The sequence below is a fragment of the Deltaproteobacteria bacterium HGW-Deltaproteobacteria-6 genome (assembly GCA_002840435.1).
Taxonomy (GTDB): domain Bacteria; phylum Desulfobacterota; class Syntrophia; order Syntrophales; family Smithellaceae; genus UBA8904.
The window spans coordinates 300,788-327,109 of record PHAT01000001.1 but is presented as its reverse complement, the minus strand read 5'-3'; the positions used below and the strand labels follow the sequence as shown (position 1 = coordinate 327,109).

At 49.7% G+C, this 26,322-nt stretch carries 22 protein-coding genes; 18 read left to right on the top strand and 4 right to left on the bottom strand.

The features are described 5' to 3' along the window. Window positions 1-38: 38 nt before the first annotated feature. Genes CVU71_01470 through CVU71_01455 form a run of 4 tightly spaced genes read left to right on the top strand, consistent with a single transcriptional unit; the run spans window position 39 to window position 6,682 of the window. Window positions 39-3,473, top strand: coding sequence for a hydrogenase (locus CVU71_01470; GenBank protein PKN20488.1), 3,435 nt, complete (start codon window positions 39-41; stop codon window positions 3,471-3,473). A 1-nt stretch (window position 3,474) separates the two neighbouring features. Next, on the top strand, window positions 3,475-3,750 hold the full coding sequence (locus CVU71_01465) for a hypothetical protein (protein PKN20487.1): 276 nt from the start codon (window positions 3,475-3,477) through the stop codon (window positions 3,748-3,750). Window positions 3,751-3,791: 41 nt separating this feature from the next. Then, window positions 3,792-5,510: a ferredoxin gene (locus CVU71_01460; protein PKN20486.1), complete on the top strand. Its 1,719-nt coding sequence runs from the start codon at window positions 3,792-3,794 to the stop codon at window positions 5,508-5,510. Next, window positions 5,507-6,682, top strand: coding sequence for a stage II sporulation protein E (locus CVU71_01455; protein ID PKN20485.1), 1,176 nt, complete (start codon window positions 5,507-5,509; stop codon window positions 6,680-6,682). The genes CVU71_01460 and CVU71_01455 overlap by 4 nt, the downstream gene beginning before the upstream one ends. A gap of 118 nt (window positions 6,683-6,800) precedes the next feature. Here CVU71_01455 and CVU71_01450 read toward each other — a convergent pair whose 3' ends face one another. Continuing rightward, complete coding sequence (locus CVU71_01450) at window positions 6,801-7,436, bottom strand: hypothetical protein (protein PKN20484.1); 636 nt, start codon at window positions 7,434-7,436, stop codon at window positions 6,801-6,803. 314 nt (window positions 7,437-7,750) lie between these two features. Between CVU71_01450 and CVU71_01445 the strand changes: the two genes are divergently transcribed. The 11 genes from CVU71_01445 to hydF all read left to right on the top strand — a co-directional run bounded on the left by CVU71_01445 (window position 7,751) and on the right by hydF (window position 19,100). After that, on the top strand, window positions 7,751-8,125 hold the full coding sequence (locus CVU71_01445; GenBank protein PKN20483.1) for a hypothetical protein: 375 nt from the start codon (window positions 7,751-7,753) through the stop codon (window positions 8,123-8,125). Window positions 8,126-8,132: 7 nt separating this feature from the next. Further along, window positions 8,133-8,549: an anti-sigma regulatory factor gene (locus CVU71_01440; GenBank protein PKN21031.1), complete on the top strand. Its 417-nt coding sequence runs from the start codon at window positions 8,133-8,135 to the stop codon at window positions 8,547-8,549. Between the two features lie 20 nt (window positions 8,550-8,569). Further along, entirely contained in the window at window positions 8,570-8,911 is a 342-nt protein-coding gene (locus tag CVU71_01435) for a serine kinase (GenBank protein ID PKN20482.1), read from the top strand. A 67-nt stretch (window positions 8,912-8,978) separates the two neighbouring features. Next, window positions 8,979-9,716, top strand: a complete 738-nt coding sequence (locus tag CVU71_01430) for a histidinol phosphatase (GenBank protein ID PKN20481.1) — start codon at window positions 8,979-8,981, stop codon at window positions 9,714-9,716. Window positions 9,717-9,718: 2 nt separating this feature from the next. Next, window positions 9,719-10,267 carry an ATP-binding protein gene (locus CVU71_01425; protein ID PKN20480.1) on the top strand — a complete coding sequence of 183 codons (549 nt, stop codon included), beginning with the start codon at window positions 9,719-9,721 and terminating at the stop codon, window positions 10,265-10,267. Between the two features lie 28 nt (window positions 10,268-10,295). Next, window positions 10,296-10,790, top strand: a complete 495-nt coding sequence (locus CVU71_01420) for an NAD(P)H-dependent oxidoreductase subunit E (protein ID PKN20479.1) — start codon at window positions 10,296-10,298, stop codon at window positions 10,788-10,790. A gap of 30 nt (window positions 10,791-10,820) precedes the next feature. Then, the gene (locus CVU71_01415; protein ID PKN20478.1) at window positions 10,821-11,204 is read left to right on the top strand and encodes an NADP oxidoreductase; all 384 of its coding nucleotides are present in this window, start codon (window positions 10,821-10,823) and stop codon (window positions 11,202-11,204) included. A gap of 66 nt (window positions 11,205-11,270) precedes the next feature. After that, window positions 11,271-14,327: an NADH-quinone oxidoreductase subunit NuoF gene (locus CVU71_01410; protein PKN20477.1), complete on the top strand. Its 3,057-nt coding sequence runs from the start codon at window positions 11,271-11,273 to the stop codon at window positions 14,325-14,327. Between the two features lie 287 nt (window positions 14,328-14,614). Next, the gene (locus CVU71_01405; GenBank protein PKN20476.1) at window positions 14,615-16,375 is read left to right on the top strand and encodes a ferredoxin; all 1,761 of its coding nucleotides are present in this window, start codon (window positions 14,615-14,617) and stop codon (window positions 16,373-16,375) included. 95 nt (window positions 16,376-16,470) lie between these two features. Further along, window positions 16,471-17,853: an aspartate ammonia-lyase gene (locus CVU71_01400; protein PKN20475.1), complete on the top strand. Its 1,383-nt coding sequence runs from the start codon at window positions 16,471-16,473 to the stop codon at window positions 17,851-17,853. Next, complete coding sequence (hydF, locus tag CVU71_01395) at window positions 17,853-19,100, top strand: [FeFe] hydrogenase H-cluster maturation GTPase HydF (protein PKN20474.1); 1,248 nt, start codon at window positions 17,853-17,855, stop codon at window positions 19,098-19,100. Before CVU71_01400 ends, hydF begins: the two co-directional genes overlap by 1 nt. Window positions 19,101-19,581: 481 nt before the next feature. On the opposite strand, the gene CVU71_01390 is transcribed toward hydF, so the two are convergent. Continuing rightward, complete coding sequence (locus CVU71_01390; protein ID PKN20473.1) at window positions 19,582-19,884, bottom strand: hypothetical protein; 303 nt, start codon at window positions 19,882-19,884, stop codon at window positions 19,582-19,584. A gap of 605 nt (window positions 19,885-20,489) precedes the next feature. Between CVU71_01390 and CVU71_01385 the strand changes: the two genes are divergently transcribed. From CVU71_01385 to CVU71_01375, 3 genes are read left to right on the top strand one after another with little or no spacing between them, the layout of a single operon-like run. Beyond that, the gene (locus CVU71_01385) at window positions 20,490-20,738 is read left to right on the top strand and encodes a CopG family transcriptional regulator (protein PKN20472.1); all 249 of its coding nucleotides are present in this window, start codon (window positions 20,490-20,492) and stop codon (window positions 20,736-20,738) included. 14 nt (window positions 20,739-20,752) lie between these two features. Continuing rightward, entirely contained in the window at window positions 20,753-22,147 is a 1,395-nt protein-coding gene (locus tag CVU71_01380; GenBank protein PKN21030.1) for a [FeFe] hydrogenase H-cluster radical SAM maturase HydG, read from the top strand. Further along, entirely contained in the window at window positions 22,122-23,201 is a 1,080-nt protein-coding gene (locus CVU71_01375) for a [FeFe] hydrogenase H-cluster radical SAM maturase HydE (GenBank protein PKN20471.1), read from the top strand. The genes CVU71_01380 and CVU71_01375 overlap by 26 nt, the downstream gene beginning before the upstream one ends. 210 nt (window positions 23,202-23,411) lie before the next feature. On the opposite strand, the gene CVU71_01370 is transcribed toward CVU71_01375, so the two are convergent. Next, window positions 23,412-24,827 (bottom strand): hypothetical protein, encoded by a 1,416-nt coding sequence (locus tag CVU71_01370; GenBank protein ID PKN20470.1) that lies wholly within the window; start codon window positions 24,825-24,827, stop codon window positions 23,412-23,414. Window positions 24,828-25,138: 311 nt separating this feature from the next. Continuing rightward, window positions 25,139-26,254, bottom strand: a complete 1,116-nt coding sequence (locus CVU71_01365; protein PKN20469.1) for a radical SAM protein — start codon at window positions 26,252-26,254, stop codon at window positions 25,139-25,141. Between the last annotated feature and the right edge of the window lie 68 nt (window positions 26,255-26,322).

The following is a 26,322-nucleotide window of genomic DNA, read 5'->3' as shown; positions in this document are numbered from 1 at the left end:
ATTCGGATATAACAATATAGCGAGGAAGGACGCATTTTATGATTACAGTAAATATTGATGGAAAAGACTGCACGACAGTCACTGGTTTGACCATTATAGATGTGGCCCGCTCATATGGGATAGACATCCCCTCTCTGGGATATGATCCGCGCGTCACTCCCCCGAGTAATGTTGAAGCCGCATTTGTGGAAATTAATGACGGCGTCAAAACCAGATTTGTTTCCGCCACGTCTACACCTGTTTTCGACGGTATGGTAATCCGCACTCAGTCCGAAGCCCTTCAAAGCTATCGCCGTATTTACCTCCAGGCTTTGTTGCGCCACCATTACGGTGACTGCGTCGCGCCCTGCGTTTCACGCTGTCCGGCGCATATCGATATTCAGAAGTATATTTACCATGTCAACTGCGGTAATTTTCTCGAAGCGCTCGCCGTCATCAAAGAAAGTAATCCCCTGCCCGCCGTTTGCGGCCGTGTCTGCCCTCACCCCTGTGAAGCGGATTGCCGGCGCAACGCTCTGGACGGCGCAGTCAACATCAACGGCATCAAGCGCTATGTCGCCGACTGGGACACCTTCCAGTTGGAGCCCTACAAGCCCCTCTGCCTACCGGACACAGGACACAAGATCGCCATTATCGGGGCAGGACCGGCAGGACTTTCCGCCGCCTGGTTTTTGCGAAGATTGGGTCATTCGGTTACCATTTTTGAAATGCAGGAAGCGGCAGGAGGCATGCTGCGCTGGGGAATTCCTTACTACCGCCTGCCTGAAAAGGACCTGGATGCGGAAATTCAAGGCATCCTCGATCTGGGCGTCAGCATCTTTTATAATAAAAAACTGGGCCGCGATTTTACGCTGGAATCGCTCAAACGGGACGGCTTTGAAGCCGTCTTCTTAGGGCTGGGCGCGCAAAAAGCAACCGCTATGGGCGCGAAAGGCGAGGATGCACAGGGCGTCATGTCCGGACTCGATTTTCTCGCCAAACTGGCTAGAGGTGAAAAACCGGAGCTTGGCTATCGTGTCATTGTCATCGGCGGTGGCAACACGGCCATGGACGCGGCGCGCAGCGCCGTGCGACTGGGCGTCAAAGAAGTAATTGTCGCTTATCGCCGCCCCCGCCAGGAAATGCCCGCCCAGGATATTGAAATTGAAGAAGCCATTGAAGAAGGCGTCAACATACAGTTTCTCACCGCACCGGTTTCCATTTCAGCAGCGGGCGACACCCTGCAAATGACCTGCGTGAGAATGACGTTGGGAGAGCCGGACAAAAGCGGCAGGCGGCGGCCCGTCCCGCAGGAAGGTTCGGAATTCACGCTCACGGCAACGACGATTATTTCCGCCATCGGTCAGGCGGTTGACGGCATCTGTATCGGCGACAAAACATTAATTGATAAATGGGGCAACGTTTTGGTAAATCCGCAAACCATGCAGACGGCCCTGCCCTGGGTTTTCTCCGGCGGCGACTGTGTCACCGGCCCGGACATTGCGATTGCCGCCATCGGCGCGGGCAAACGTGCCGCCGCAGCCATCGATGAATACATCTGTGCGGGATCCGTCACCGTCAAGGATGATCCCTATACGTGCACCAAAGGCAAATGGAAGGATTTGCCGCCGGATACATTCAAGGATATCAAACCGGCCCACCGTCTGGAAGTACCGGTGCTGGAACCGCAAATCAGAAAAACAAATTTTGAAGAATCATCCACGACATGGGATCAGGAAACTGTCATGGCGGAAGCCTCCCGCTGTATCGCCTGCGGCTGCACGGAACGCTATGACTGCCAGCTTCGCAACTACGCCAGCGACTATGGCGTCGAATACGATCCGACGCAACCGGCTACCCCACTGCCTGTTGATGAAAACCATCCCATTATCACGCGGGATGCAGGCAAGTGTATTTTGTGCGGTCTGTGCCTGAAAGTCTGCCGGGAAATGGAAGGCGTTTCCGCGCTGAGCTTTTATGAAACCAACGATATTTTAACGATCGGCCCCAACGACCATCGGCCGCTGGATATGACCGTCTGCGTAGCATGCGGCCACTGCGCCATGGTCTGCCCCACCGGAGCATTGACCCTGAAACCGGCATTACCCGACGTTTACCGGGCGTTGAAAAATCCGGACTTCACCGTCGTTGCTCAAATTGCCCCGGCCGTCCGCGCCGCTTTCGGCGAAAAATACGGTATCGCGGGCGCCGACGTCATGCCGGTCTTGAGCGCCTGTTTGAAACAGCTGGGCTTCAATTTTGTCTTTGACACCTGTTGGGCGGCCGATCTGACCATCATGGAAGAAGGCACGGAATTTCTATCCCGTCTGGCCGAAGGCGGCGTTCTGCCGCAAATTACCTCCTGCTGTCCGGCCTGGGTTAATTACTGCGAAAAAATGGCGCCGGATATTTTACCGCATCTGTCCTCCTGCAAATCGCCGCAACAGATGTTCGGCGCGGTGATGAAGCAATATTTCGCCAAACAACTCAAGGTCCGGCCGGAACTGCTTTACTTTGTTTCCATCATGCCTTGCAACGCCAAAAAATATGAATCCATGCGCCCCGAATTCAAAACCGATCACATCCAGGATGTAGATAAAGTTCTCACAACCTGGGATGTGATGACCATGCTGGGGGAGAAAAATATCGATCCGCGTATAATTACGCCAGTGCCGGTGGATGCTTTCTTCGGAAAAGTATCCGGCGCGGGGATTATTTTCGGCGCCAGCGGCGGCGTGGCCGAAGCAGCGCTTCGTCTGGCCGCGGAGCGCGTCATGGGCAAACGCATGGACAGCTTTAACTATGAAGGTGTCCGCGGGCTCCAGGGCGTCAAAGAAACAACCATTACCCTGGGCGACTCTAAAGTGAGGCTGGCAGTGGTCAGCGGCCTGCAAAACGCTCAGGCCTTGATCGACCGGATGAGGGCCGGCGACGCCCCGTATGATTTGATTGAAATTATGGCCTGCCCCGGCGGCTGCATCAACGGCTCCGGTAATCCGGCGCCGCTTTTGAAAAGCGATGCGGAGCATCGCCTCGACGTCCTGTATCGCCTGGATCAGGAAGCGCCCATTCGCACCAGCCAGGATAATCCCTCCGTTCAGGATATTTACACGAACTGGCTGGGACAGCCGGACAGCGAAACGTCGCACCACGCTTTGCACACCACTTACAAGCGCCGCTCCATGCGCGTGCAGGATATCAAGGAAGAAGAAGTGGCATCCGGACCTGTGGTGGATGTCGGCGTCTGCATCGGGACCAACTGTTACATCAAAGGCTCCTGGAGGCTGCTGGAAGGACTGGCCGCCGAATTAAGAAAGCGCGGACTGGCGGAGCGTTTCCGCGTTAAGGCGCGTTTCTGCACGGGACAATGCGAAGGCGGACCCAATGTGGCAATCGGTAACAAAATCATATCCGTGGATAATCTGGATCAGGCCTCCGCTTTTATCGATGCCCATCTGATACCGATGATCCATACGGAAGAAGCGGGTAAATAAAATGCTTTTGATAACCATTTGTGTCGGCAGTTCATGCAGCTTGCGAGGCTCCGACGAACTGGCCTCGGAATTGTTTCGCTTGATTGAAAAAGAAAAGCTGGAAGGGCTGGTCGATATCGTCGGCGCTTTCTGCATGGATGCCTGCTCCAAGGGTGTTTCCGTGCGGGTGGGCGAACGCGAATTCAGCGGCATCCGCCCTCAGCAGGCCGAGGATTTTTTTTATAAAGAGATCATGGGGTATGTTAAAAGCACCCTGTTGCCAAAAAAACCTGTGTGACACCCTTTTTTTCCCGTTAACCGGAAGAAAGAAGAAACATTATGAATGAACCCGTCATCATAACCAACGCCGCCCGCTGCCGTGATTGTTACCGTTGCGTGCGCCATTGCGATGTCAAAGCCATTCGCGTTCACGATGGACAGGCCCAGGTGATGCCCGAACTTTGTATTCTTTGCGGAACCTGCATTCGCACCTGCCCGCAAAAAGCAAAAGATGTTCATAGCGCCGCCCCCGATGTGAGACATGCACTCCGGAACGGACGGAAAGTCATCGCCTCGGTTGCACCCTCCGCCCCCGCCTATTTCGGGTTCCATCATTTTTCAGAAATGGAAGCGGCACTCAAGCAACTGGGGTTTTACGCAGCCGAAGAAACCGCCGTCGGGGCTGAAATCGTCGGCTTGGCCCACCGCGACTACGTGGAACAGATGCCGGATCGATGGCCGGTAATTGCCTCCGCCTGCCCGGTTGTCGTCAATTTAATCGAAAAGTATTATCCTGATCTGATTCCTCATCTGGCGCCCATCGTCTCGCCGATGATCGCGCACGGCCGTCTGCTTGTCCAAAAATACGGACCGGACGCCTATATCGTCTTTATTGGTCCATGCATTGCCAAAAAGATGGAAATCCTCGATGCATCTGAAGCGGGAGCGGTTTCGGTGGCCATCACCTTTCGCGGTCTTGCCAACTGGTTCAAAGAAACAGGAATCGTTTTTGACAAAGCCGCAAGCAGTCTTAAACCCTCAACCCCGGTTGACGCGCGGCTTTTTCCCATAGAAGGGGGTCTGGTCGGAACGGCAAAACTAAGTACGGATATGCTGAATAATTCGCTGGTGGTCGCCAGTGGTCTGGAAACCTGCCGGAATATTCTGGGCGACATCCGCGCCGGTCAGTTAAACGCCTCCCTCGTGGAATTGATGGCGTGCACCGGCGGCTGCATTAACGGCCCGGCCATGGCCGATCTGGATGGCGGCATCTACGCGGCTCGCCAGAAGATTATTGAATACCATCGCCACCGCCCGGCCTATGCCATGATTGCCCGCGAAAGCTGGCCGGATCTGTTCCGCGCTTACATGGACCGGAAAGAACCTGTTCCGGAATTCAGTGAAGAAGAGATCAGAACCGTGCTGAGACGCGTCAACAAATACACGCCGGACGACGAGCTCAACTGCGGTGCCTGCGGCTATGGGAGCTGCCGCGAAAAAGCCATTGCCACATTGCGCGGAATGGCGGAAGTCACCATGTGTATTCCCTACATGCGCAGCCGTTCCGAATCTCTGCGCCAGGTCGTCATGGACGCATCTCCGAATTCCATTATCATCCTCGATAATCATCTCGGCATTCAGGACATGTCTCCATCGGCCGAAAACCTCTTCGGCTGTTTGCTTACGGACGTCAAAGGAAAGCACATTTCACGTCTGATCCCGCTTTATGACGACTTTGTCTCCGTACGTGACACGGGAAAGCCCGTCATTGCAAGAATCCGGCGCCTCAATGACCGCATTGTGGCGGAACAAAACATTGTAAGGGTGGAAGGACAATCCCTGCTCGTTGCCATCATGCGCGACATTACCGAACATGAAACGGAAAAACATAAATTTCACGAACTCCGCGCGCAAACGCTGGAACAAACCCGCCAAGTCGTCCAGAAACAAATGCGGGTGGCCCACGAGATTGCCCATCTTTTAGGAGAAACCACGGCGGAGAGTAAAATGATTGTCACGCATCTGGCAAAAATCCTGGAAGAGGAAGAATCGAAGTGAGACAACTTGTTGAATGCAACTGGGTCAGCCTGAATAAAGCCGACGAGGAATTATGCGGCGACTCGGTTATGATCCGCACCAGAGCCGATTCTTTTGTGGCCGTTTTATCTGATGGCCTGGGCAGCGGTGTCAAAGCCAGCATCCTGTCGTCGCTCACCGCCGAAATCGCCGCACGAATGTTTGAAGCGGACGGAACCGTTGATGATGTCATGCAGACACTGGCCGAAACGCTCCCCGAATGCTCCGTCCGTAAACTGGCTTACGCCACTTTCGCCGTTTTGATAGTGTATCATGGACGTGACGCCCATCTCGTCCTGTTTGATTCCCCGCCGTTGATTCTCATTCGCAATAACGCCATCTTCGATATTCCGGTCAAAGAACGTCAGGTCAAGGACAGAATCATCAAAGAAGCGCATTTCGAACTGCTGGACAACGACTATATGGTTTTAATCAGCGACGGTTACACGCACGCGGGCCTGGGCGGCATCTACCGCATGGGCTGGGGATGGAAAAACGTAGCCACCGCCGTACAGCGTTTCGTGCAGACCGGCGTGGATACCGTGAAACTGACCGAGGCGATGTCTAAAACCTGTATGAAGCTATACAGCGACAAACCGGGCGACGATGCCACCGTTATCAGCATGAAAGTGCGTCCTGCTGTTTCCGTTTGCGTGCTGACCGGACCACCCACCAACAAAGACATGGACGAATTTGCAGTTTCCCGTCTGATGGCCGCTTCGGGAGATAAAATAATCTGCGGCGGCAGCACGGCCCAGATGGCGGCACGCGTTCTTAACGAGAAACTGGATGTGGAGTGGATTCCACCCTGGAAGCGCACCGGTGAAGAACCGAAGAAAAAAGGCTCGCCGCCCACCGCCACGCTCAAAGGCGTTAATCTGGTAACGGAAGGCATATTAACCATCGGCCAGGCGCTCGAAATTATGCGGAGCGCTAAGACAATTCATGATCTGCCCAAAGACAACGACGCCGCGACGCGTCTGGCCCGCTATTTTCTGGCGGCTGATGATATTCATCTGATTGTGGGAACGGCCATCAATCCCAACCAGGTTGCCGATCTGATCCGTGGTGAACCGATGAGAATGGTCTATATTCGGGAATTGGTTGCCGATCTCAATGCCCGGAATAAAATTATCACGGTGGAAAGAGTATGAACAAAGGCCTAAGGTTAAAGGCTGAAGGTCAATTTTGCGGGCCTTCGGCCTTTTCTATTTTTGGATATCGGCCCGATTCGCGCCGCGCATCTTAACCTTCAGTTTTCAGTCTAAATTCCTAATCCTCTTCATGCACGATCATCCTGGCCGTTTTGTCCTGCAAAATCTGCCGCCGGGGCAACGTGATGCGAATGGTAGTCCCGGTAGGGCCTTTCTTCGGATCAGCGTTGGATTCGATATGCATGTCTCCGCGATGAGCTTTGACGGACGCATAAGCCTGCGGTAGACCCAGGCCGGTCCCGTCGCCAACCGGTTTCGTGGTAAAAAAAGGCGTAAAAAGGAGCGGTATGTTTTCTTCGGCGATACCCATTCCCTCATCGGTTATCGCAATGGCCACCTGCTTCTCATCTCCCTCAACCGTGATCGTTAACGAACCTCCATCCGGCATGGCTTCAACAGCGTTTCGAGACAGATCAAAGAAAACGGTAACCATTTGTTCATGGTCGATCCACACCCTTTCATCATTAAGGGAAGATTTCATCTCAACCGTAACGTGGTCGGAATGAGATAATTTATTCAGGCTCTCTTTAAGTATTTCAATAATGTTGGTTTCTCTGAGTTTCAAACCGTGCAAATAATCATGGCCTCCTTTCAGCGTAAATATAAAGGTGCTGAAATGAATATCACTTTCCATAACAAATAAAAAGACAGAAACGATTTTATCTTGTTTGCAACAGATCATTAACAGCGTCATCTACCGGATATGACCAAAGTTATCGGATAACATCCTTCAGAAACAATCCTCAGAGAAAGCACATGAAATTCTCCGTCCAACCGCGCCGTATGCGATATTGGAAACCACAGGCCGTCCTTGCAAGAAAGGGATTTTAACTGCCTGCAAAAATTGTAAAATACAACTCGTAAAACTAATCATAAGGTTCAAAACTATCTTGTTGACATCAAATCATCGGCCATGATAGGTAGGGTCATAATTCAGTAAGCTATTAACAGCAAATTAAGTTTTCCCAAATGGGTACAAACACTTTGCTTAGTAATGAGGAGTAGGCTTTGAAACTGCGTGAAGTAAAAGATATCCTGGATGCGGAAGTCATTGTGGGTGACGATATTCTAGACCTTGAAGTCAAAACGGCTTTCGGGGCTGACTTGATGAGTGATGTGCTGGCTTTCGCCAAAGCCGGTAGCCTTTTGCTTACCGGATTAACAAACACACAGGTCATCAGAACCGCCAATGTACTGGATATTGCCGCAATTATACTGGTACGTGGCAAAAAACCTTCATCTGAAACGATTGCATTAGCCAGAGAACTGAAAATTCCCATCCTGACCACGAAATACATTCTATTTGAAACGGCGGGCCGCCTCTATATGAAGGGTATTGTCGGTTGCCTGCCAAAAGTTGAAAATACCAGTGGGCGAAACTAATCAAAACCTGTATTCGGGCAATTTTAATATTGAAGGTGGCAACTTCAATTCCGCCGGTATTGTATCAACCAACATCAAATCCATTCTGAAAAAATTAGGTATTCCCGGCGATATCGTCCGAAAAGCCGCCATCGTCTCTTACGAGGCGGAAATCAATGTGGTGTCTTACGCCAAAAAAGCCGTCGTAACCCTGACTGTTGATCCCGGCGTGGTGCGCATCGAGGTGATTGACGAAGGCCAGGGCATTCCCAACATTGATCTGGCCATGCAGGAGGGATATTCCACCGCCGATCAGAGAATTCGGGAAATGGGATTCGGCGCCGGCATGGGCCTTTGCAATATTAAAAATTATTCCGATGTTTTTCATATCACATCGGAAGTCGGCAAAGGCACTCATCTGAGGATGATGATTAAAACGCCATAATTTTTATAAAGGATTCTATTATGAAAATTGAAAAAATTGTTCAAGCGCTGGGGCTGGAGGTCAAGTGCGGTAAAGACTGCCTGGACAAAGAAGTTACGGGCGGTTACACGGGAGACCTTCTGAGCGATGTCATGGGCAATTCCAGAGAAGGTTATATCTGGGTCACCCGTCAGGTACACCAGAACATTGTAGCCGTTGCCAGTCTCAAAGAACATGCGGGGATTATCCTGATTAATTCCTGTCAGCCGACTCAGGAAACCATTGAAAAAGCCGAAGCGGAAAAAATTCCGATTATGGTGTCCGATTTGCCCGCTTTTGAGATCTCGGGCAAGATCTATAATTTGCTGACGGCAAAAAACTGAACCTCGTAAATACCATCCCTGAACAGACCCGACTTTTAATGTTTGTCGTTTCCAGCGGTGAAAACCGATGTTGAAAGTTTATAATTGCGATCTTCATATTCACACCTGCCTGTCTCCCTGCGCCGAACTGGATATGCACGCAAGTGCCCTGGTGCAAAAAGCGCTGGAAAAAAAGCTCGATATGATCGCCATCAGCGATCATAACGCTTCCGCAAATGTCCCGTACGTTATTGCAGCCGCCTCCGGAAAAAATATTCAAGTCATCCCGGCCATGGAAATAACAACAAGTGAAGAAGTCCACCTGCTGGCTTTCTTTGAGTTCCTGTCCGATCTGGTAAAGCTTCAGACCATCATTGATCGGCACCTGTCCGGAGAAAATGATGAAACCCGCTTCGGCGTTCAGGCCATTGTCAACGAATTGGGTGAGGTGGAAGGATTAAATAATCAACTGCTCATCGGCGCAACGGATTTATCCATTGATGACGTTGTCGATACCATCCATCAACTGAGAGGGCTCGCCATCCCCGCGCATATCGATCGGGAAAGCTTCAGTGTATTGAGCCAACTGGGCTTTATTGACGGCCATTGCCATTTTGATGCGCTGGAAATATCCAAGTTGACCGGAATACGGCAGGGCCGCAGCCAATATTCCGATTTGAAACAATATCCGTTTTTAACATCCTCCGACGCCCATTTTATAAAGGATATCGGAACATCGACCACTAAAATTCTTCTGAAAGAACCAACTTTTTCTGAATTGAAGATGGCCTTGCAGCAACAAAACGGCCGTCAAATCCTGGAGTAGTCATGCTTTCACTTGCCGCACATATTCTGGATATCGCTGAAAACTCGGTTCGTGCAGGCGCGAAACTCATTAGCATTAATATCGATGAGGATTCAAAAAAAGACTTGCTCAGTATTGAAATTATTGATGACGGTCACGGTATGAATGAAAATGCTTTAAAGAAAGTCCTGGATCCGTTTTATACGACGAAAACCGTTCGACGCGTCGGTCTGGGTCTGCCGCTTCTGGCTGATGCAGCCGATCGGGCGGGTGGAGCATTTCATATGGAATCCAAAGAAAATCAAGGAACAAGAATTAAAGCGACCTTTGGACTGCATCATTTGGACCGCCAGCCGCTGGGTGACATTCTCAACACCGTAATAATTTTAATTGTTGCTAATTCTGATGTTGATTTTTTTTACAAACACAGGCATAATGACCGGCGGTTAGAAGTGGACACCCGTGAAATCAGGAAAGAAATCGAGGATGTACCCATAAACCATCCAGAGGTAATAAAATATATCCGGGACGTTATTGAAGAAGGATTGCGCGAGATTGAGCCCGAAGCATAGCGATCCCCAAAGATCGAGGAGGAATGGAATGAAAGCTGAAGACACAGAATTATTGAAAGAATTCACGCCGGAACAAGTAGAAAAACTAAGCAGCATCATTGAAAAGCACAAAAACAAAGCAGGCGGGTTGATCCCTGTTCTGGAGGAAGCACAGGTCGCTCTCGAATATCTGCCATTGTCTGTACAAAAAAAAATCGCCGCAGGCTTGAACCTGCCCTTGAGCCGCGTCTATGGTGTTGTCACCTTTTATTCCTTCTTCACCATGACACCGCGCGGCAAGCACACCGTTCGCGTTTGCCTGGGTACAGCCTGTTACGTACGCGGCGGCAAAGCGCTCACGGAAACCCTGGAAAAGCAGTTCGGCATTAAAGAAGGCGAAACAACGGCTGACCGGATGTTCACTCTGGAATCCGTCCGCTGTCTGGGTGCCTGCGGATTGGGGCCGGTAATCGTTGTGGATGACGAGGTGCACGGCCGCGTCAAACCCGGAAAAGTTAAAGAAATATTGAGCCAATATAATTAATTCTAAATATAAAAAACGGAGGAAATAACGATGGCGAAATTGACTATCGATGACTTAAAAAAAATTAAGGAAAAAGTGCACAAGGAAATGTCTTTACGGGATGGAGACCGGCGCGTCAAAGTCACTGTACATATGGGAACATGTGGTATCGCTTCCGGCGCAAAGGAAGTCATGGATACCCTGATGGCGGAAATGGATGCCGCCGGTGTGCATGACGTTGTCGCCACCACATCCGGCTGTATGGGTTTATGCAGCCGTGAGCCGCTGGTCACAGTCGAAGTCTTGGATCAGACCCCCATCAAATATGAATATGTCAATCCCAACAAAATGCGGCAGATTTTCAAAAAACATATTTTAGAGGGAGAGATCCAGACGCCATTTGTTCTCGCAAAAGGTTCTGAGACCATTAAATAAGACTACTATCCATCATGCAGGTATAATCTTCATGCATGATTATTTCTTAAGGAGGATATTGGATAAATGAAAGTTTTCCGTTCACATTTACTAATTTGCGGGGGCACCGGGTGTCAGTCTTCCGGCAGTACAGGCGTAAAAAATGCCCTTCTGGAAGAACTCGTCAAAAGAAAGCTGGCAGAAGAAATAAAAGTAGTGGAAACAGGCTGCAACGGTTTTTGCGCTCTGGGTCCTATTATGGTGATTTACCCGGAAGGCGTCATATACGTTAACCTCAAACCTGCGGACATTCCCGAACTGGTTGAGGAACATCTGATCAAAGGAAGAACCCTGGAAAGACTCTTATACCGGGAACCGGGTACTGATAAAATCATTCCCACCATGCAGGATATTCCCTTCTTCTCCCTTCAGGAATTGAGAGTATTGAAAAATCGCGGACTCATCGATCCCGAAAAAATAGAAGAATATATCGCCCGTGACGGTTATGCCGGTATGGCTAAGGCGCTTACCGAAATGACGCCGGAGCAAATTGTCCAGGAAATGCTGGATTCCGGCTTGCGCGGCCGGGGCGGCGCAGGATTCCCCACCGGCTTAAAATGGAAGTTTGCAGCCGGGTCCAAAGGCGATGTCAAATACGTTTTGTGCAATGCCGACGAAGGCGACCCCGGCGCATTCATGGACCGCAGTGTTCTGGAAGCGGATCCGCATGCCGTTCTGGAAGGCATGGTTATCGCGGCTAAAGCGATCGGCGCCAAATCAGGCTACGTCTATTGCCGTGCTGAATACCCGTTAGCAATTCATCGTTTAAATATTGCCATTGACCAGGCCAAAGAAGCCGGTTTACTGGGAAAAGATATTTTAGGAACCGGTTTCGATTTTGATCTGGAGATTTACCAGGGCGCAGGCGCGTTTGTCTGCGGTGAAGAAACGGCGCTCATGACCTCCATCGAAGGTAAACGCGGCATGCCCCGTCCCCGGCCGCCTTTCCCCGCTGTGGCCGGATTGTGGCAGAAACCCAGTATCCTCAATAATGTCGAAACCCTGGCCAATGTCGGACAAATCATGCTGCGCGGCGCCAAATGGTACGCCTCAATCGGTACGGAAAAAAGCAAGGGAACAAAAGTTTTCGCCCTGACCGGCGATGTGGCCAATGTGGGCTTAGTAGAAGTTCCCATGGGAACCAAGCTGGGCACCATCGTTTATGATATCGGCGGCGGCATCCCCAAAGGCAAAAAGTTCAAGGCAGCGCAATTGGGCGGACCGTCCGGCGGTTGTATTCCGGTTGAGCATCTGAACGCCTCGGTCGATTACGAGAAAGTAGCGGAGTTGGGAGCCATCATGGGTTCCGGCGGATTGATTGTCATGAATGAAGACAAGTGCGCCGTCGATATGGCCCGGTTCTTCATGGATTTCTGCCAGGATGAATCCTGCGGCAAATGCACCCCCTGCCGCGAAGGCACCAAACGCATGCTGGACATTTTAACCGACATCACCAAAGGCAAAGGCAAAGCAGGCGACATCGAACTGCTCGAAGAAATGGCCGGCGTCATCAAAAACGCCGCGTTGTGCGGTCTGGGACAAACCGCTCCCAACCCCGTTCTGAGCACCATCCGTTATTTCAAAAAAGAATACGAAGAACATATTTATGAACATCGCTGCCGCGCGACCGTCTGTTCGGCCATGTACAAGTCACCGTGCCAGCACACCTGTCCGATTGAAATGGATATTCCGTCCTATATCGCACTGATTCGCGAAGGCCGATTTGAAGACGCCTACAAAATTCTGCTTCAGACAAACCCCTTCCCGTCCGTCTGCGGCCGCGTCTGCGATCATAAGTGTCAATCAAAGTGCCGCCGCGGCAATATGGATGAACCGCTCGCCATTAAGTTCCTGAAGCGCTTTATCACGGACAACGCATCACGTCCCAAAACAGAAGCAGTCCCCGTTACCCGCAAGGAAAAAATCGCTGTGATCGGAGCGGGTCCCGCCGGTCTTACCGCCGCGCGTGATCTGGCTTTGCGCGGGTACAAAGTGACCGTTTTTGAAGAGTTGAACAAAGCGGGCGGCATGCTCGTCTGGGGTATTCCCTCCTACCGTCTGCCGCGCAACATTTTGCAGGGCGAAATCGACGACATCACGGCTCTGGGCGTCGAGATCCGTCTTAATACGCGTGTTGGCCGCGACATTTCTTTTGCCCAGATTGAAAAAGATTTCGATTACTTCTATCTGGCTACCGGCGCGCACAAAAGCCAGAAGATGGGCGTAACAGGAGAAGAGTTGGCTAACGTTTTCGGCGGCGTTGAATTCCTGCGCGACTTCAACAACAACGAAGACAAGTGGCTCAAAGGCGAAAAGACACTGGGCAAAAAAGTGGCGGTGATCGGCGGCGGCAACTCCGCCATTGACGCGGCCCGCGTTGCACTGCGTCTTGGCTCCGACGTCACCATCCTCTATAGGCGTTTGAGACAGGATATGCCGGCGGCGGAAGAAGAAATTAAGGCAGCAGAAGAAGAAGGCATCAAGATCGAATACCTGGTTGCTCCTCTGACAATAGAAGGCAAAAAGGGCAAGGTCAGCTCCATTACCTGCCAGCGGATGACGCTGGGTGATTTTGATAAAAGCGGCCGGAAGAAACCCGTCGCCGTTCCCGGATCCGAATTCACACTGGCGGTTGATGCCATCGTCGCCGCTATCGGCCAGGTGCCGGATATGAGCTTTATCGATAAAAAGACCGGCGTCGAAATCAACAAGTGGGATTGTTACAATGTCGGCAAGGGCTACAAATCCCGTACGAGTAACCCCCGCTACTTCGCAGGCGGTGATGCGGAAACGGGCCCTGACACCGTTATCGCGGCTGTCGGCGCAGGCCATCAGGCAGCCGACGATATCGATGCGGCCATTCGTGTCGCCAACAATGAACCGGCTTACGAAAAACCGGCGCTGGAAGAAATTATCGTGCCGCTGGTAATTGATGAAGAATCCGTAGAAACCCCGCAAATGGCGATGCCCGAAATGCATCATGCCACCCGCAAGATGAGCTTTGCTGAAGTGGAACTGGGCTTCAGCCGGGAAGACGCCGTGAAGGAAGCATGCCGCTGTCTGCGTTGCGATGCGGCTGTATAATTTTTGATTGTGCAAAAACACAAAAAGAGGCTCAAAATGCCTCGCGAAAAAGATGATTAAAATTTCTTTCTTGGGTTGATTTAAATATAAAGAGGTTTGTCCTTATCAAAAAGGACAAACCTCTTTATTGCTTTGTAAAACGTCAACTCTGAAAGCAAAGCGTATAACCTGTCATAATTACTGCCTTTCAAATAAATGAAAGCGGGAAAAAATCAATTCTTGACTCATATCAATGAATCAATATATGTCTTTAATGGCATATATACTTTTTAAAGGAGGAATGTTTCATGTCAACAGTTAAATTGACTATCGATAATCGTCTTGTGGAAGTTCCTGCGGGAGCAACCATTCTGGAGGCTGCCCACAGCGCCGGCATTAAGATCCCCACGCTTTGCGCCTGGCCCGAAATTCATCACACACCGGGCGCGTGCCGCGTCTGTATGACCGAAGTGGAAGGTCAGCGCAGCCTGATCGCCGCTTGTGTTTTTCCGGTGTCCGAGGGTATGGTTATTCATACCAACACGGAAAAAGTCCGCAAAGCCAGAAAAATGGTTGTAGAACTTCTTTTGGCCAATCATCCGCAGGAATGCAACTTCTGCGTAAGAAACGGCAGCTGCGAATTGCAGAAAGTGGCTGAGTTTACCGGTATCAGAGAAGTTCGTTTTGATTACACGCAATTCCCGAAAGAAGATATGATCGACCAGTCCAGCCCTTCCATTGTCCGAGACAGCCGTAAATGTATTGAATGCCACCGCTGTGTAACCGTCTGCGAGCAGATTCAAACAGTCAGCGTTTTGACTCCTGCCCACCGCGGCAGCGATGTCCGCGTGACACCGGCCTTCGATCTCCCTTTGATCGAATCCAATTGTATCGCCTGCGGTCAGTGCATCATGGCCTGTCCGGTCGGCGCTCTTTATGAAAAAGACGACGTCGATGCCGTCTGGAAAGCCCTGCAGGATCCAACCAAACATGTCATCGTTCAGGAAGCTCCGGCTATTCGCGCTGCTCTGGGCGAAGAATTCGGCATGCCTCCGGGAAGTCTGGTCACCGGTAAGATGATTGCCGCTCTGCGCCGCCTGGGATTCGATAAAGTTTTCGACACCAACTTCACCGCCGACCTTACCATCATCGAAGAAGGCAACGAATTACTCAAAAGAGTTAAAGAAGGCGGTGTGCTGCCGATGATCACCTCTTGCAGTCCCGGCTGGATCAAGTTCTGCGAACACTTCTATCCGGATCTGTTGCCTCATCTGTCCACATGCAAATCGCCGCAGCAGATGTTCGGTGCTCTGGCCAAAACCTATTACGCGGAAACAGCGGGCATCGACCCGAAGAATATCGTTTCTGTTTCCATCATGCCCTGCACTGCCAAAAAATATGAAGCTCAGCGGCCGGAAATGGCAAGCAGTGGTTATCGCGACGTAGATTATGTTCTCACAACCAGAGAATTGGGCCGGATGATTCATGAAGGCGGCCTTGATTTTGTCAATCTTCCGGATGAGGACTATGACGCTCCAATGGGCGAATACACGGGCGCCGGCACCATCTTCGGCGCGACGGGCGGTGTTATGGAAGCCGCTCTGCGCACCGTTTACGCGGTCGTTACCGGTGAAAACCTGCCCAGCCTAGATATCACCCCCGTGCGCGGTCTCGAAGGCGTTAAAGAAGCCACCGTCAAAGTCGGTGCTCTGGGAGACGTCAGTATTGCCGTTGCGCATGGTCTGGGAAACGCCCGCAATCTGATGGATCGTATCCGGGAAGGCAAGGCCAACTATGCTTTCATCGAAGTGATGTGCTGCCCCGGCGGTTGCATTGCAGGCGGTGGAGAGCCCATTCCGACCAACAACGAAATTCGTCTTTTACGTTCAGCTGCTCTTTATAAAGATGACGGAAACGTGCAGAAGAAACGGCAGTCTCATGAAAACGAGTCGGTCAAGAAACTCTATGATAAGTTCCTCAAAGAACCACTGGGACATAAGTCGCATGAGTTACTGCACACGAAGTACACCAAAAGAGGCACTGAAATGCCTCATAAAAAAGATGCTTAAATCCTTTTTCCCGGGTTAAAGTAAAACATAAAGAGGTTTGTCCGAATAAGGACAAACCTCTTTTTTTGTTTATGCATTTAATGTAAAGTAAACTCATGACTGACCAAAGAATTGAAAATGACTTATTAGGTAAGCTCCGTGTCCCCAAGAATGCTTACTGGGGAATTCACACACAACGTGCGATTGAAAATTTCCGCATCAGCGGCGGGAGCGTAAACCCATCTCTCATCCGGGCGCTGGCTCATGTCAAAAGGGCCTGTTGTCTGGCTAATGCCGAAACGCGTCATCTTTCGCCGGAAAAATCCGAGCTGATCCAAAAGGCCTGCCTGGAAATATCGGAAGGAAGCCTGGCGGATCAGTTTCCTTTAGATGCTCTGCAGGGCGGCGCGGGAACATCCACCAACATGAATGTAAACGAAGTCATTGCCAACCGCGCCATCGAACTCATGAACGGGCAGAAAGGCGATTACGGAATCATTCATCCCCTTGAAGACGTTAATCTTCACCAATCCACCAATGATGTCTACCCCACAGCAGTCAAGGTGGCCGTTATCTTCAGGCTCCGTGATCTGGCAGACGCCGTTTCCGGTCTGCAAGGCGCATTTCAGGAAAAAGAAAAAGAATTCGCGGCCATTGTTAAAATGGGACGAACCGAATTGCAGGAAGCCGTTCCCATAACCCTGGGTGCAGAGTTTTCCGCGTTTGCCGAAGCGATCGGACGCGACCGGTGGCGGACGTTCAAGTGCGAGGAGCGCCTGCGCGTGGTCAACCTGGGCGGCACGGCCGTCGGTACGGGACTTACCGCGCCGCGTGAATATATTTTTCTGGTTATTGAAAAGTTAAGAGAGGTGACGGGTATGGGATTCTCCCGCGGAGAAAACCTCATGGGAGAAACGGCCAATGCCGACGCCTTTGTCGAAGTCGCAGGCATTCTCAAAGCCCATGCCGTCAATCTGATCAAAATCTCCAGTGACCTCAGGCTGATGAATTTTTTAGGTGAAATCCGCCTGCCGCAGCTTCAGGCCGGGTCTTCCATTATGCCCGGCAAAGTCAATCCGGTTCTGGCGGAAGCGGCCATCCAGACCGGCATCAAGGTTATTGCCAATGACGCTATTGTGACCGAGACGGCAGCCCGTGGCACTCAGCAAATCAATGAATTTCTGCCCCTGTTGGCCCATGCCCTTTTGGAATCATTGGATCTGCTAGTTAACATCAATAGACTGCTCACCTTGCACGTGCGGGGAATTGAAGCCAACCGGGAAAAATGTGAAGAATATTTCAATGCCAGTCCGATGATTATCACGGCTTTGCTGCCGGTGATCGGTTACGAAAAAGCTACGCAGCTTATGGCAGAATTTTCTTCGGGAGGCAAAAAGAACATGCGGAATTTTCTTGAAGAAAAGCTTGGCCTTGAATTGATCGATAAAATATTCTCTCCCGGCCAATTAACAGCTCTGGGCTACAAGGATAAGAAATAATGGATAACACACCGAAAGGAAACCGGCTGCATATTGCTCTGATGGGACGGACCAATGTCGGCAAGTCCAGCCTCCTGAATTTAATGCTGGGCCAGGATATCGCCATCACCTCGCCTGTCGCCGGAACAACCACTGATGTGGTGGAAAAAGCGATGGAACTATTGCCTGTCGGGCCTGTGCTCTTTGTCGACACAGCCGGACTTGACGATATTTCAGAGCTTTCCTCCGCGCGTCTGAAGAAAACAGCCAAAGTCTTCAACCGTGCCGATGTTATCATTCTGGTCACTGAAGCGGATATTTGGACGGATTTTGAGGAAACCGTTCTGGCTGAAGCACAGAAACGCAAAACACCGGTATTAATTGTCATCAACAAAATTGACTTGCAGAAGCCTTCTCCCGATCATCTGCAATTTCTGCAATCAAAAGCGTTGATTCTGACCGTTTCCTGCAACGACCAAACCATGCGGCAGAAATATCTGGAAACCTTAAAACAGCAATTGCTGGAACTGGCCCCGGCTGACTTTGCCGGTAATTCTTCACTGATCGGCGATTTGCTGCCTCCGGGGGGGCTTGCCGTACTGGTTGTCCCGATTGATTTGCAGGCGCCCAAAGGCCGGTTGATTCTCCCCCAGGTCCAAACCATCCGCGATGCGCTGGATAATGACGCCATGACGCTCGTCGTCAAAGAAAGAGAACTGGCCGCAGCACTGGCTAATCTGAAAATTCCGCCGGCCATTGTTGTGACAGATTCTCAGGCCATTCTGAAAGTTACGGCCGATGTTCCGCCGGAGATTCCGGTTACTACCTTCTCCATTCTTTTTGCGCGCCAAAAGGCTGATTTGGCCGTCATGGCAAGGGGAGCGGCGGCCATTGACCGCTTGCAGCCGGGCGACAAGGTGCTGATCGCCGAGGCCTGCTCCCATCATGCACTGGAAGACGATATCGGCCGTGTGAAAATTCCCCGCTGGCTTCGTCAGTACGTCGGAGTCGATTTGCAGATCGATACATCGGCGGGACGGGATTACCCTGATGATTTAAAGCAGTATAAACTGATTCTGCACTGCGGGGCCTGTATGATGAATCGCCGCGAAATGCTGGGACGTCTGCGCAAAGCACAGGAAGCAGGTGTTCCTGTAACCAACTATGGCGTGGCTATATCTTTCCTGCAGGGAGTGATCAAGCGCAGTCTCGCCCCCTTCCCTTCCGCACTTCTGGCATTCGAAAATGAGGCAAAAGGTGAGAAGTAAACTATAACCTGATGCATTGACCTGCTCTTTAAAAATAGCGATAAGAAAGGGGTAGGAAAGTGATAAGGACAAAGAATGCAAGAAACCGAACGAAAGGTTTATTCTGACCAGTTGGCCGGCACTAGCACGATTTTATTCAACAAGTATTTATGCGGTATCAGGATCTCCGTCATAGCCATGTTCTGCCGGATTTTTTCTCTCCGGGTTGATAACTCAATCGGCTTCTGCATAAGTCATCGTATTCATATGATATAGCATGTAGTTTACTGATATAATGGAATATTTCCATAATGCTTAATCAGCGGGCAATCCGGTATAAAGTCGCTTGTTTTGGCTGTTTAGTATGTTTATCAACAACCTTATCAACAGTTTTTTTAACAAGTCTGTTGATACCTGTCTTAGGGAAATATCGCCATGCAGGATCTATATAAATCTTAGACTGAGATCATCTCCTTGAGGACATCACCTTCTGAATCCATGCCTAGAAAACACATTGATCATTGTCAGGGATAAATTCCAGGCCATAGGACATGGAATCATTTTCCGCGCTTTTCCTGGCCCAGACCATGCGGGCGACAAATTCTCTGGTCTTGCCATCCAACTCCAGTCTCATTCGGACCTTCACGGGCTCATCCGTAACAAACTGAATGCCCGTTTCCGAAATATCTACGGCACTGGCATTCTCAATGTCTCCATGAACAAAAAACTCCACTTTTGTTGAGACCTGACGCCGGAGCGCTCTGCGAAAATCATCATGCTCTTGCTTGTTCATAAACATCTCCATGATCAGCCATTATTTTTTTTGAAAAGGACTCTCTATTGATAAAAGTATAGGAAACGCCGGCTTGTATGTCAAGGCAATAAGATTGAGAACAATAAAGGTTCAAGAATATTTCTATTGCACATTTGATCAGTATCGAAAATTCCGGATGTCACGGTATTGACCGGGAAGAGAAATTATCCCCCCATTTCCAGGAATTAATATTGACAAACATTGGGGGTTGGCGATAATGTAACAACCAGTTAAGCATTAGCCTGAGAGAGAGGATAATTCTGATCTTAAGGGAAGTCTGAAGTCTTTAATATCAAAGGTTTGATTCTTCCAAGGGTCAAACCTTTTTTAGTGAGCCTAAAGTTTCAGAAACGAAGTGCACTGAAACTTGTAGAGCGAACTATCCCCAAGCGAAGCGAGCGGGATTAGTGACACCTTTCGGATCAGAAACACGAAGTGTGCTGAAACTTGTAGAGCGAACTATCCCCGAGCGAAGCGAGCGAGATTAGCGGCACCTTGTATCAACACTGTGCATAACCTACCACCTAAAGATCACGCGGGTAACATCAGGGCTTCCATCCTTCGAGGTGCAGTGAGGTTTTCTTGGAGAAAGAAAAATGGATAAAAGAATTGGAACTGTTACCATTATCATTACAAAGAGAGAGAGCCAGGCGGAAAATGTGAACAAGATTCTCAGTGAATTTGGCGATATGATTATCGGCCGCATGGGCATTCCCCATGCACCTAAGGATTTGAACATTATTGCATTGATCGTTCATGCCTCCACAGATGAAATCGGCGCTCTGACCGGCAAACTCGGAGCATTAGCGGGAGTTCAGGTTAAATCGGCCCTGACCAAAGCATAAGGATAATTCAAATGATTAAAGATTTTATTGATGACGCAAAAATTGAAAACCTGCTCGAAAAATCCAAGAATCCCCCTCCGGAAAAAGTTCGGGATATTATTGCAAAAGCCCTGGAACTCAAAGGCCTTGCGCCTGAAGATGTTGCCGTGCTGCTCCAAACGGAAGATGATGACCTGATGGCTCAAATCCTGAAAACTGCCCACAAGATCAAAGAGGATATTTACGGCAACCGGCTGGTGTTGTTCGCGCCGCTTTATATCGCCAATCTCTGTGCCAACAACTGCCTCTATTGCGGGTTCAGGCGTGACAACAAGGAGCTCAACCGTGTTGCTTTGACAATGGAACAAATCACCAAAGAAGTGCAGGTTCTGGAACGCGAAGGCCACAAGCGCCTGCTGATGCTCTGCGGTGAACATCCCAGCCGCTCCAGTCTGGAATATTTCATGGAAGCCATTGAAACGGCTTACGCTGTAAAAACAGAAAATAACGGAGAAATCAGACGGATCAACGTGGAAATTGCACCGCTGGAAGTGGATGAATACAGGCTGCTGAAGAAGACGGGCATCGGCACCGCCGTGTTATTTCAGGAGACATATCATCATGCAACATACAAGACAATGCATCCGTCCGGCCCGAAGAAAGATTATGCAAAACGGCTTACCGCTATGCATCGCGCACAGGAAGGCGGCATTAACGATGTAGGGCTTGGCGCATTGTTTGGCCTTTATGACTACAAATTTGAAGTTTTAGGAATGCTTTTCCATGCTCTGCAATTAGAGCACGACTGCGGCGTAGGGCCTCATACCCTGTCCGTTCCCAGGCTGGAACCGGCTTTTAACGCTCCTGCGGCCATTAAACCGCCTCATCCGGTCAACGATCATGATTTCAAAAAGCTGGTTGCAATCCTCCGCATGGCCGTTCCCTACACAGGAATGATCCTCTCCACCAGAGAATCACCCGCCTTGCGCTCTGAAGTCTTTGCCCTCGGTATCTCCCAGATCAGCGCCGGATCGCGCACCAATCCCGGTGGCTATCAGGAAGGTTCCAGCGACGCATTCCGTGCGGCACAATTTAATCTGGGCGACACGCGCACACTTGACGAAGTCATTCTGGATATCGCTGAACGCGGTCACATTCCCAGCTTCTGCACGGCGTGCTACCGTCTTGGACGCACCGGCAAGGACTTTATGGATCTGGCCAAACCGGGGTTGATTCAAAAATTCTGCCAGTCCAATGCCCTTTTCAGTTTTAAGGAGTATCTGCTGGATTACGCCGCTCCGGAAACTCGCGAAGCCGGAGAAAAATTAATTCAGAAAATGCTGAATGAAACTTTTAAAACAAAAAGAAAGAAAATGGTTTGCGATCGACTGCAACAGATAGAGGATGGAACAAGAGATGTCTATATCTAAGCCAATTGAACGACTGCTCGGCAAAGCCGAAGCGGGAACAGCGCTGACCCGGGATGATATTCTTGCGCTTCTCAAATTGCCCGGCGATTACTCGCCGGATCTTTTCGCCGCCGCCAATCGCGTTAGAAGGAAAGAGGTCGGCGATGAAATTTTTCTGCGCGGCATCATTGAATTTTCCAATATCTGTGAGCGCAACTGCCTTTACTGCGGACTGCGCAAAAGTAATGACCGGCTCAGCCGTTACCGGATGACCGACGATGAAATTCTCGCCACAGCTCGGGAAATCGCCAAAATCCGTGTTCCCACGGTCGTGCTTCAATCCGGCGAAGATTCCTTTTATTCCACAGACCGGATCTGCCGTATGGTTGAACGGATCAAAAACGAAACAGGACTCATCATCACACTTTCCATCGGCGAAAAAAATGCCGCTGACTACCAGGCCTTTGCGCAATCAGGCGCCAACCGTTATCTGCTCAAGCATGAAACTGCATCGCCGGAACTATATAAATATCTGCGTCCCGGTTGCAGCCTGGATAAACGTGTGCAAAGCCTTTATTCGCTGAAACATCTGGGCATTGAAACAGGAACGGGAAACATGGTAGGTTTGCCGGGTCAAACACCGGATATTCTGGCCGACGATCTGCTGCTGATGAAACTGCTGGATGCGGACATGCTGGGCATCGGACCATTTATCGCACATCCCGACACACCGCTGGCGGGTGTTGAAAATGATGATATCGAAATGACGCTGCGTGTTTTAGCGGTTGCGCGGCTGCTTACCCGTAATACCAATATTCCGGCAACAACAGCGCTCGCCACGCTCCATCCCCATGGCCGGCTCCAGGGGCTTCAGGCAGGCGCTAATGTCGTCATGCCGGATTTCACACCGGAGATTTACAAGAATCGGTATGATATTTATCCCGGCAGAACAGATGCGGGTTCGGCTGTGGATATTATTCACAAGCTGGAAAAAGATTTTCATGCTATCGGAAGGACTATCAACTATTCGGTGGGGAATCGCCCGGCCAAACAGGCCCCGGGCGTTCTGCATTGAAAATCTTCCTTTAAACATGCGCGGCAGATAGGCTGTCGACAGCATATCTGCCGCTGGTATAACCCGGGCATCAAACAATCATCACGATTCAAAAACATTTTCCCTACTACAGGCCCTTTAACTTTTTTCAGTTTCCTTTCCATTGTCAAAACATCAGGCTCATTCCTGGAAGTATCCGGCGTCAGAAACCCTGCAGACGAGTTTTAATACTTACGCCGTGCTTCCGATAACTTCAGTCAGCGATAATACATGCTGGTTAAGGTTATCCACCTGCCGGTTCATTTTTTCTGTTGCAGTGGATGATTGACCGGCATAACTCGCTGAGGCTTGTGTCACTTTATCGATATCTGCAATGGCGTTGGCAATACTTGCAATGCCTTCCGCCTGTTCTTTCGACGCCGCAGCAATATCTTCCACCAGTTGATTAATTTTACCGGAAAATTCCATATTATACTTAAATGCTTCCTGCGTGGCTCTGGTTAACTGATTTCCGTTTTTAACCGCAGCAATCGTATTTTCAATTAATTGACTTGTGTTCTTTGCCGCTTCCGCCGAGCGCATCGCCAGATTACGCACTTCGCCGGCCACAACAGCAAATCCTGCGCCCGCCTCTCCCGCGCGCGCCGCTTCTACGGCTGCGTTTAGCGCCAGCAAATTTGTCTGGAAGGCGATCTCATCGATCGTTTTAATGATTTTACCTGTTTCTTCCGAAGATTTGGTTATTGCGGCAATGGCTTTAGCCATATCTTCCATATGACTGTTGACCTTGTCGATGACCTGCCCCGATTCTTTCATCATTGATTTTGCCTGAGAAGCGTTTTCTGCATTCTGTCTGGTCATTCTGGATAGCTCTTCCAGTGAAGCAGATGTTTCCTGTACTGAGGATGCTTGTGAATTGGCGCCTTCAGCCACCTGGCTTGCCGATACCGAGACTTCTGAAGACACATCCGATACATTCCCAGCGGACTCCGAGAGACCGGAAATCACCTTGACAATCGGCGTGACAACGGATGAATAGATAAAATACCCCAAGAAAAAGACAATGATGAATCCGATAGCTCCAAAGATTGTTATTCTGATCGATATTTCTCTGACGATTTCATCATAATGCGTGTTAGGAATGCCGACAAACACCATACCGATCACTTCATTTCTTTCATTCATAATCGGATCATACGCAGTCTGATTCCAGACACCTACCACCTGTGCCTTACCGATATATTTTTTCCCATCTTTTAAAACGGCATCCACAACATTCCGAGCGGCTTGAGTCCCTATTGCACGTTCACCGGTTGTTTTTTTAACATTGGTGGCGATTCTTGTATCTCCCATAAAAATGGTCACATTATCCCCGGTATGCTCACCAATCTTGTCTACAATGGAGAAATTTTCGTTCATCAGCGTCTCACCTTTATAAAGCTTACCGTCCCTGATCGACCATTTTCCGGGATATTTATCGTCGAGACTGGCCTTTGTCATTGCCAGATCACCCTCCAACTTTTCCTGCGCGGTCTTGATCACACTTTTGTGGACGGTTAGCAGCGTCAGAATCCCGATCACAGCAAAAGTAATTGTAAAAATAACCAGAACCAACAAAAGTTTGGACCTGAGTCTCATGGATTTCATAGATTTGCTCCTTCAATAAAATTAATTATCTTTTCAATCTATGAACACGAGAGCAAATTCCATTCCATAAACGCCGCGCGCGTTTTCTTATTACGAATAAAGTAATTTTATAGTGTTATCGGTATAATGCATGAATTAATCAGATAAATATGGAAATGCGGCCATGACTTCTCTTCAAAAATAATCATCTGAATTCCTATAGCACAAGACTGATTATTCTCATTCGGCAATATTAGAATGAAACACGCTAAAATGCATCTTCATGCTGAATTGTCCGGTAAAATGGTCATCCTCATGAAATGATATGGAATCTACAATGATCCCATGGCGATAAGTTCTTTAATATCAATATGCCGTGATTCATCTACTGTCAGTCCTTCCCGGATCAATTCCAGCACAAGCTGCTTTTCTTCCGGAAATTTGTAGCCCTCATAATCCAGAGAAAAAAGTAAACCGCCATTTTTGTTTGTCCAGGAATTCATGTTATGATCAAAACAAACCTTTGAAGTCACATTGAGGTTTTCAATCATCACCTGCAATTCCTGAAGCCTTTCATGAGGCGAAGAAATATGCAGGCGCCCCTGTTCGTAGTCCTCGAATATTTCCGTACCCTGCCTGGGCACAAAGGGACGTGAGCGGATATAGTTCGGGTTGATTTCGTTCAACACCCGCGCCGTATTTTCCGCATGCTGGCGCCATCGCTCGCGGCCGCCCAGATCCGGCATCCAGTATTCGGAAAGTTGGAATCCGGCAGCCATTGCTTTTTTGCCACCTTCTATCTGTTCGGCGCTGGTTACACCTTTTCTGACAATTGTCAACAGCTCGTCATCTCCTGTTTCCAGGCCCACATGAATACGGTCGAGTCCTGCCTCCCGGATTGCAATCAATTCTTCAAGTTTTCTTTGTGCCAGTGTCTTGGATCGGGTATACGATGTCACCCGTGTCAGGGTGTTTAACGTTTTTCTCAAGTGCTGCAATACATCGATGAATTCCGGCGGACGCATAATCATACTGTTAGCGTCCTGCAAAAATGCCGTCTTCCCACCGTAATAAAGCCAGCTGAATACGTTAGAAAAGCAATGGTTCTCGTTCAGGTATGGATTGACACTCAAAAGAGATCGAAGCACTTCTCTATTAATCCGGCCGTCCTGACCAACCTTTCTGGCGACTTCCCGGATTTCATCGACCATTACTTTTACCGTATCGATATCCGCCTTGATGTCCGCAACGGCTCTATAAACGAAAGGATGCCCTTTATACATTTCGCAGAATGTGCATTTATTCCAGGGGCAATTTTCAGTAATCCTCAATAATAGAGAAGAACTCCCTCCCTCACTGGGCGGCCGATAAACTCCCACCGCGAAAGACAACTTACTGATATTTTCAACATTTTCCCTGTAAGAATCGTTTCTTTTCCCCAATGCCATAAATACTCCTTTTTTAACCATTTGAGCTTGTAATATAATACCTTCTATCTCTTTTGCAACAACAGTCT

Bases quoted from the DNA above. Each gene is read 5' to 3' on its own strand.
- CVU71_01470 (PKN20488.1), top strand. From the start codon at position 39: ATGATTACAGTAAATATTGATGGAAAAGACTGCACGACAGTCACTGGT.
- CVU71_01465 (PKN20487.1), top strand. From the start codon at position 3,475: ATGCTTTTGATAACCATTTGTGTCGGCAGTTCATGCAGCTTGCGAGGC.
- CVU71_01460 (PKN20486.1), top strand. From the start codon at position 3,792: ATGAATGAACCCGTCATCATAACCAACGCCGCCCGCTGCCGTGATTGT.
- CVU71_01450 (PKN20484.1), bottom strand. From the start codon at position 7,436: ATGACGCTGTTAATGATCTGTTGCAAACAAGATAAAATCGTTTCTGTC.
- CVU71_01435 (PKN20482.1), top strand. From the start codon at position 8,570: ATGAAAATTGAAAAAATTGTTCAAGCGCTGGGGCTGGAGGTCAAGTGC.
- CVU71_01430 (PKN20481.1), top strand. From the start codon at position 8,979: ATGTTGAAAGTTTATAATTGCGATCTTCATATTCACACCTGCCTGTCT.
- CVU71_01425 (PKN20480.1), top strand. From the start codon at position 9,719: ATGCTTTCACTTGCCGCACATATTCTGGATATCGCTGAAAACTCGGTT.
- CVU71_01420 (PKN20479.1), top strand. From the start codon at position 10,296: ATGAAAGCTGAAGACACAGAATTATTGAAAGAATTCACGCCGGAACAA.
- CVU71_01415 (PKN20478.1), top strand. From the start codon at position 10,821: ATGGCGAAATTGACTATCGATGACTTAAAAAAAATTAAGGAAAAAGTG.
- CVU71_01410 (PKN20477.1), top strand. From the start codon at position 11,271: ATGAAAGTTTTCCGTTCACATTTACTAATTTGCGGGGGCACCGGGTGT.
- CVU71_01405 (PKN20476.1), top strand. From the start codon at position 14,615: ATGTCAACAGTTAAATTGACTATCGATAATCGTCTTGTGGAAGTTCCT.
- CVU71_01400 (PKN20475.1), top strand. From the start codon at position 16,471: ATGACTGACCAAAGAATTGAAAATGACTTATTAGGTAAGCTCCGTGTC.
- hydF (PKN20474.1), top strand. From the start codon at position 17,853: ATGGATAACACACCGAAAGGAAACCGGCTGCATATTGCTCTGATGGGA.
- CVU71_01390 (PKN20473.1), bottom strand. From the start codon at position 19,884: ATGGAGATGTTTATGAACAAGCAAGAGCATGATGATTTTCGCAGAGCG.
- CVU71_01385 (PKN20472.1), top strand. From the start codon at position 20,490: ATGGATAAAAGAATTGGAACTGTTACCATTATCATTACAAAGAGAGAG.
- CVU71_01375 (PKN20471.1), top strand. From the start codon at position 22,122: ATGGAACAAGAGATGTCTATATCTAAGCCAATTGAACGACTGCTCGGC.
- CVU71_01370 (PKN20470.1), bottom strand. From the start codon at position 24,827: ATGAAATCCATGAGACTCAGGTCCAAACTTTTGTTGGTTCTGGTTATT.
- CVU71_01365 (PKN20469.1), bottom strand. From the start codon at position 26,254: ATGGCATTGGGGAAAAGAAACGATTCTTACAGGGAAAATGTTGAAAAT.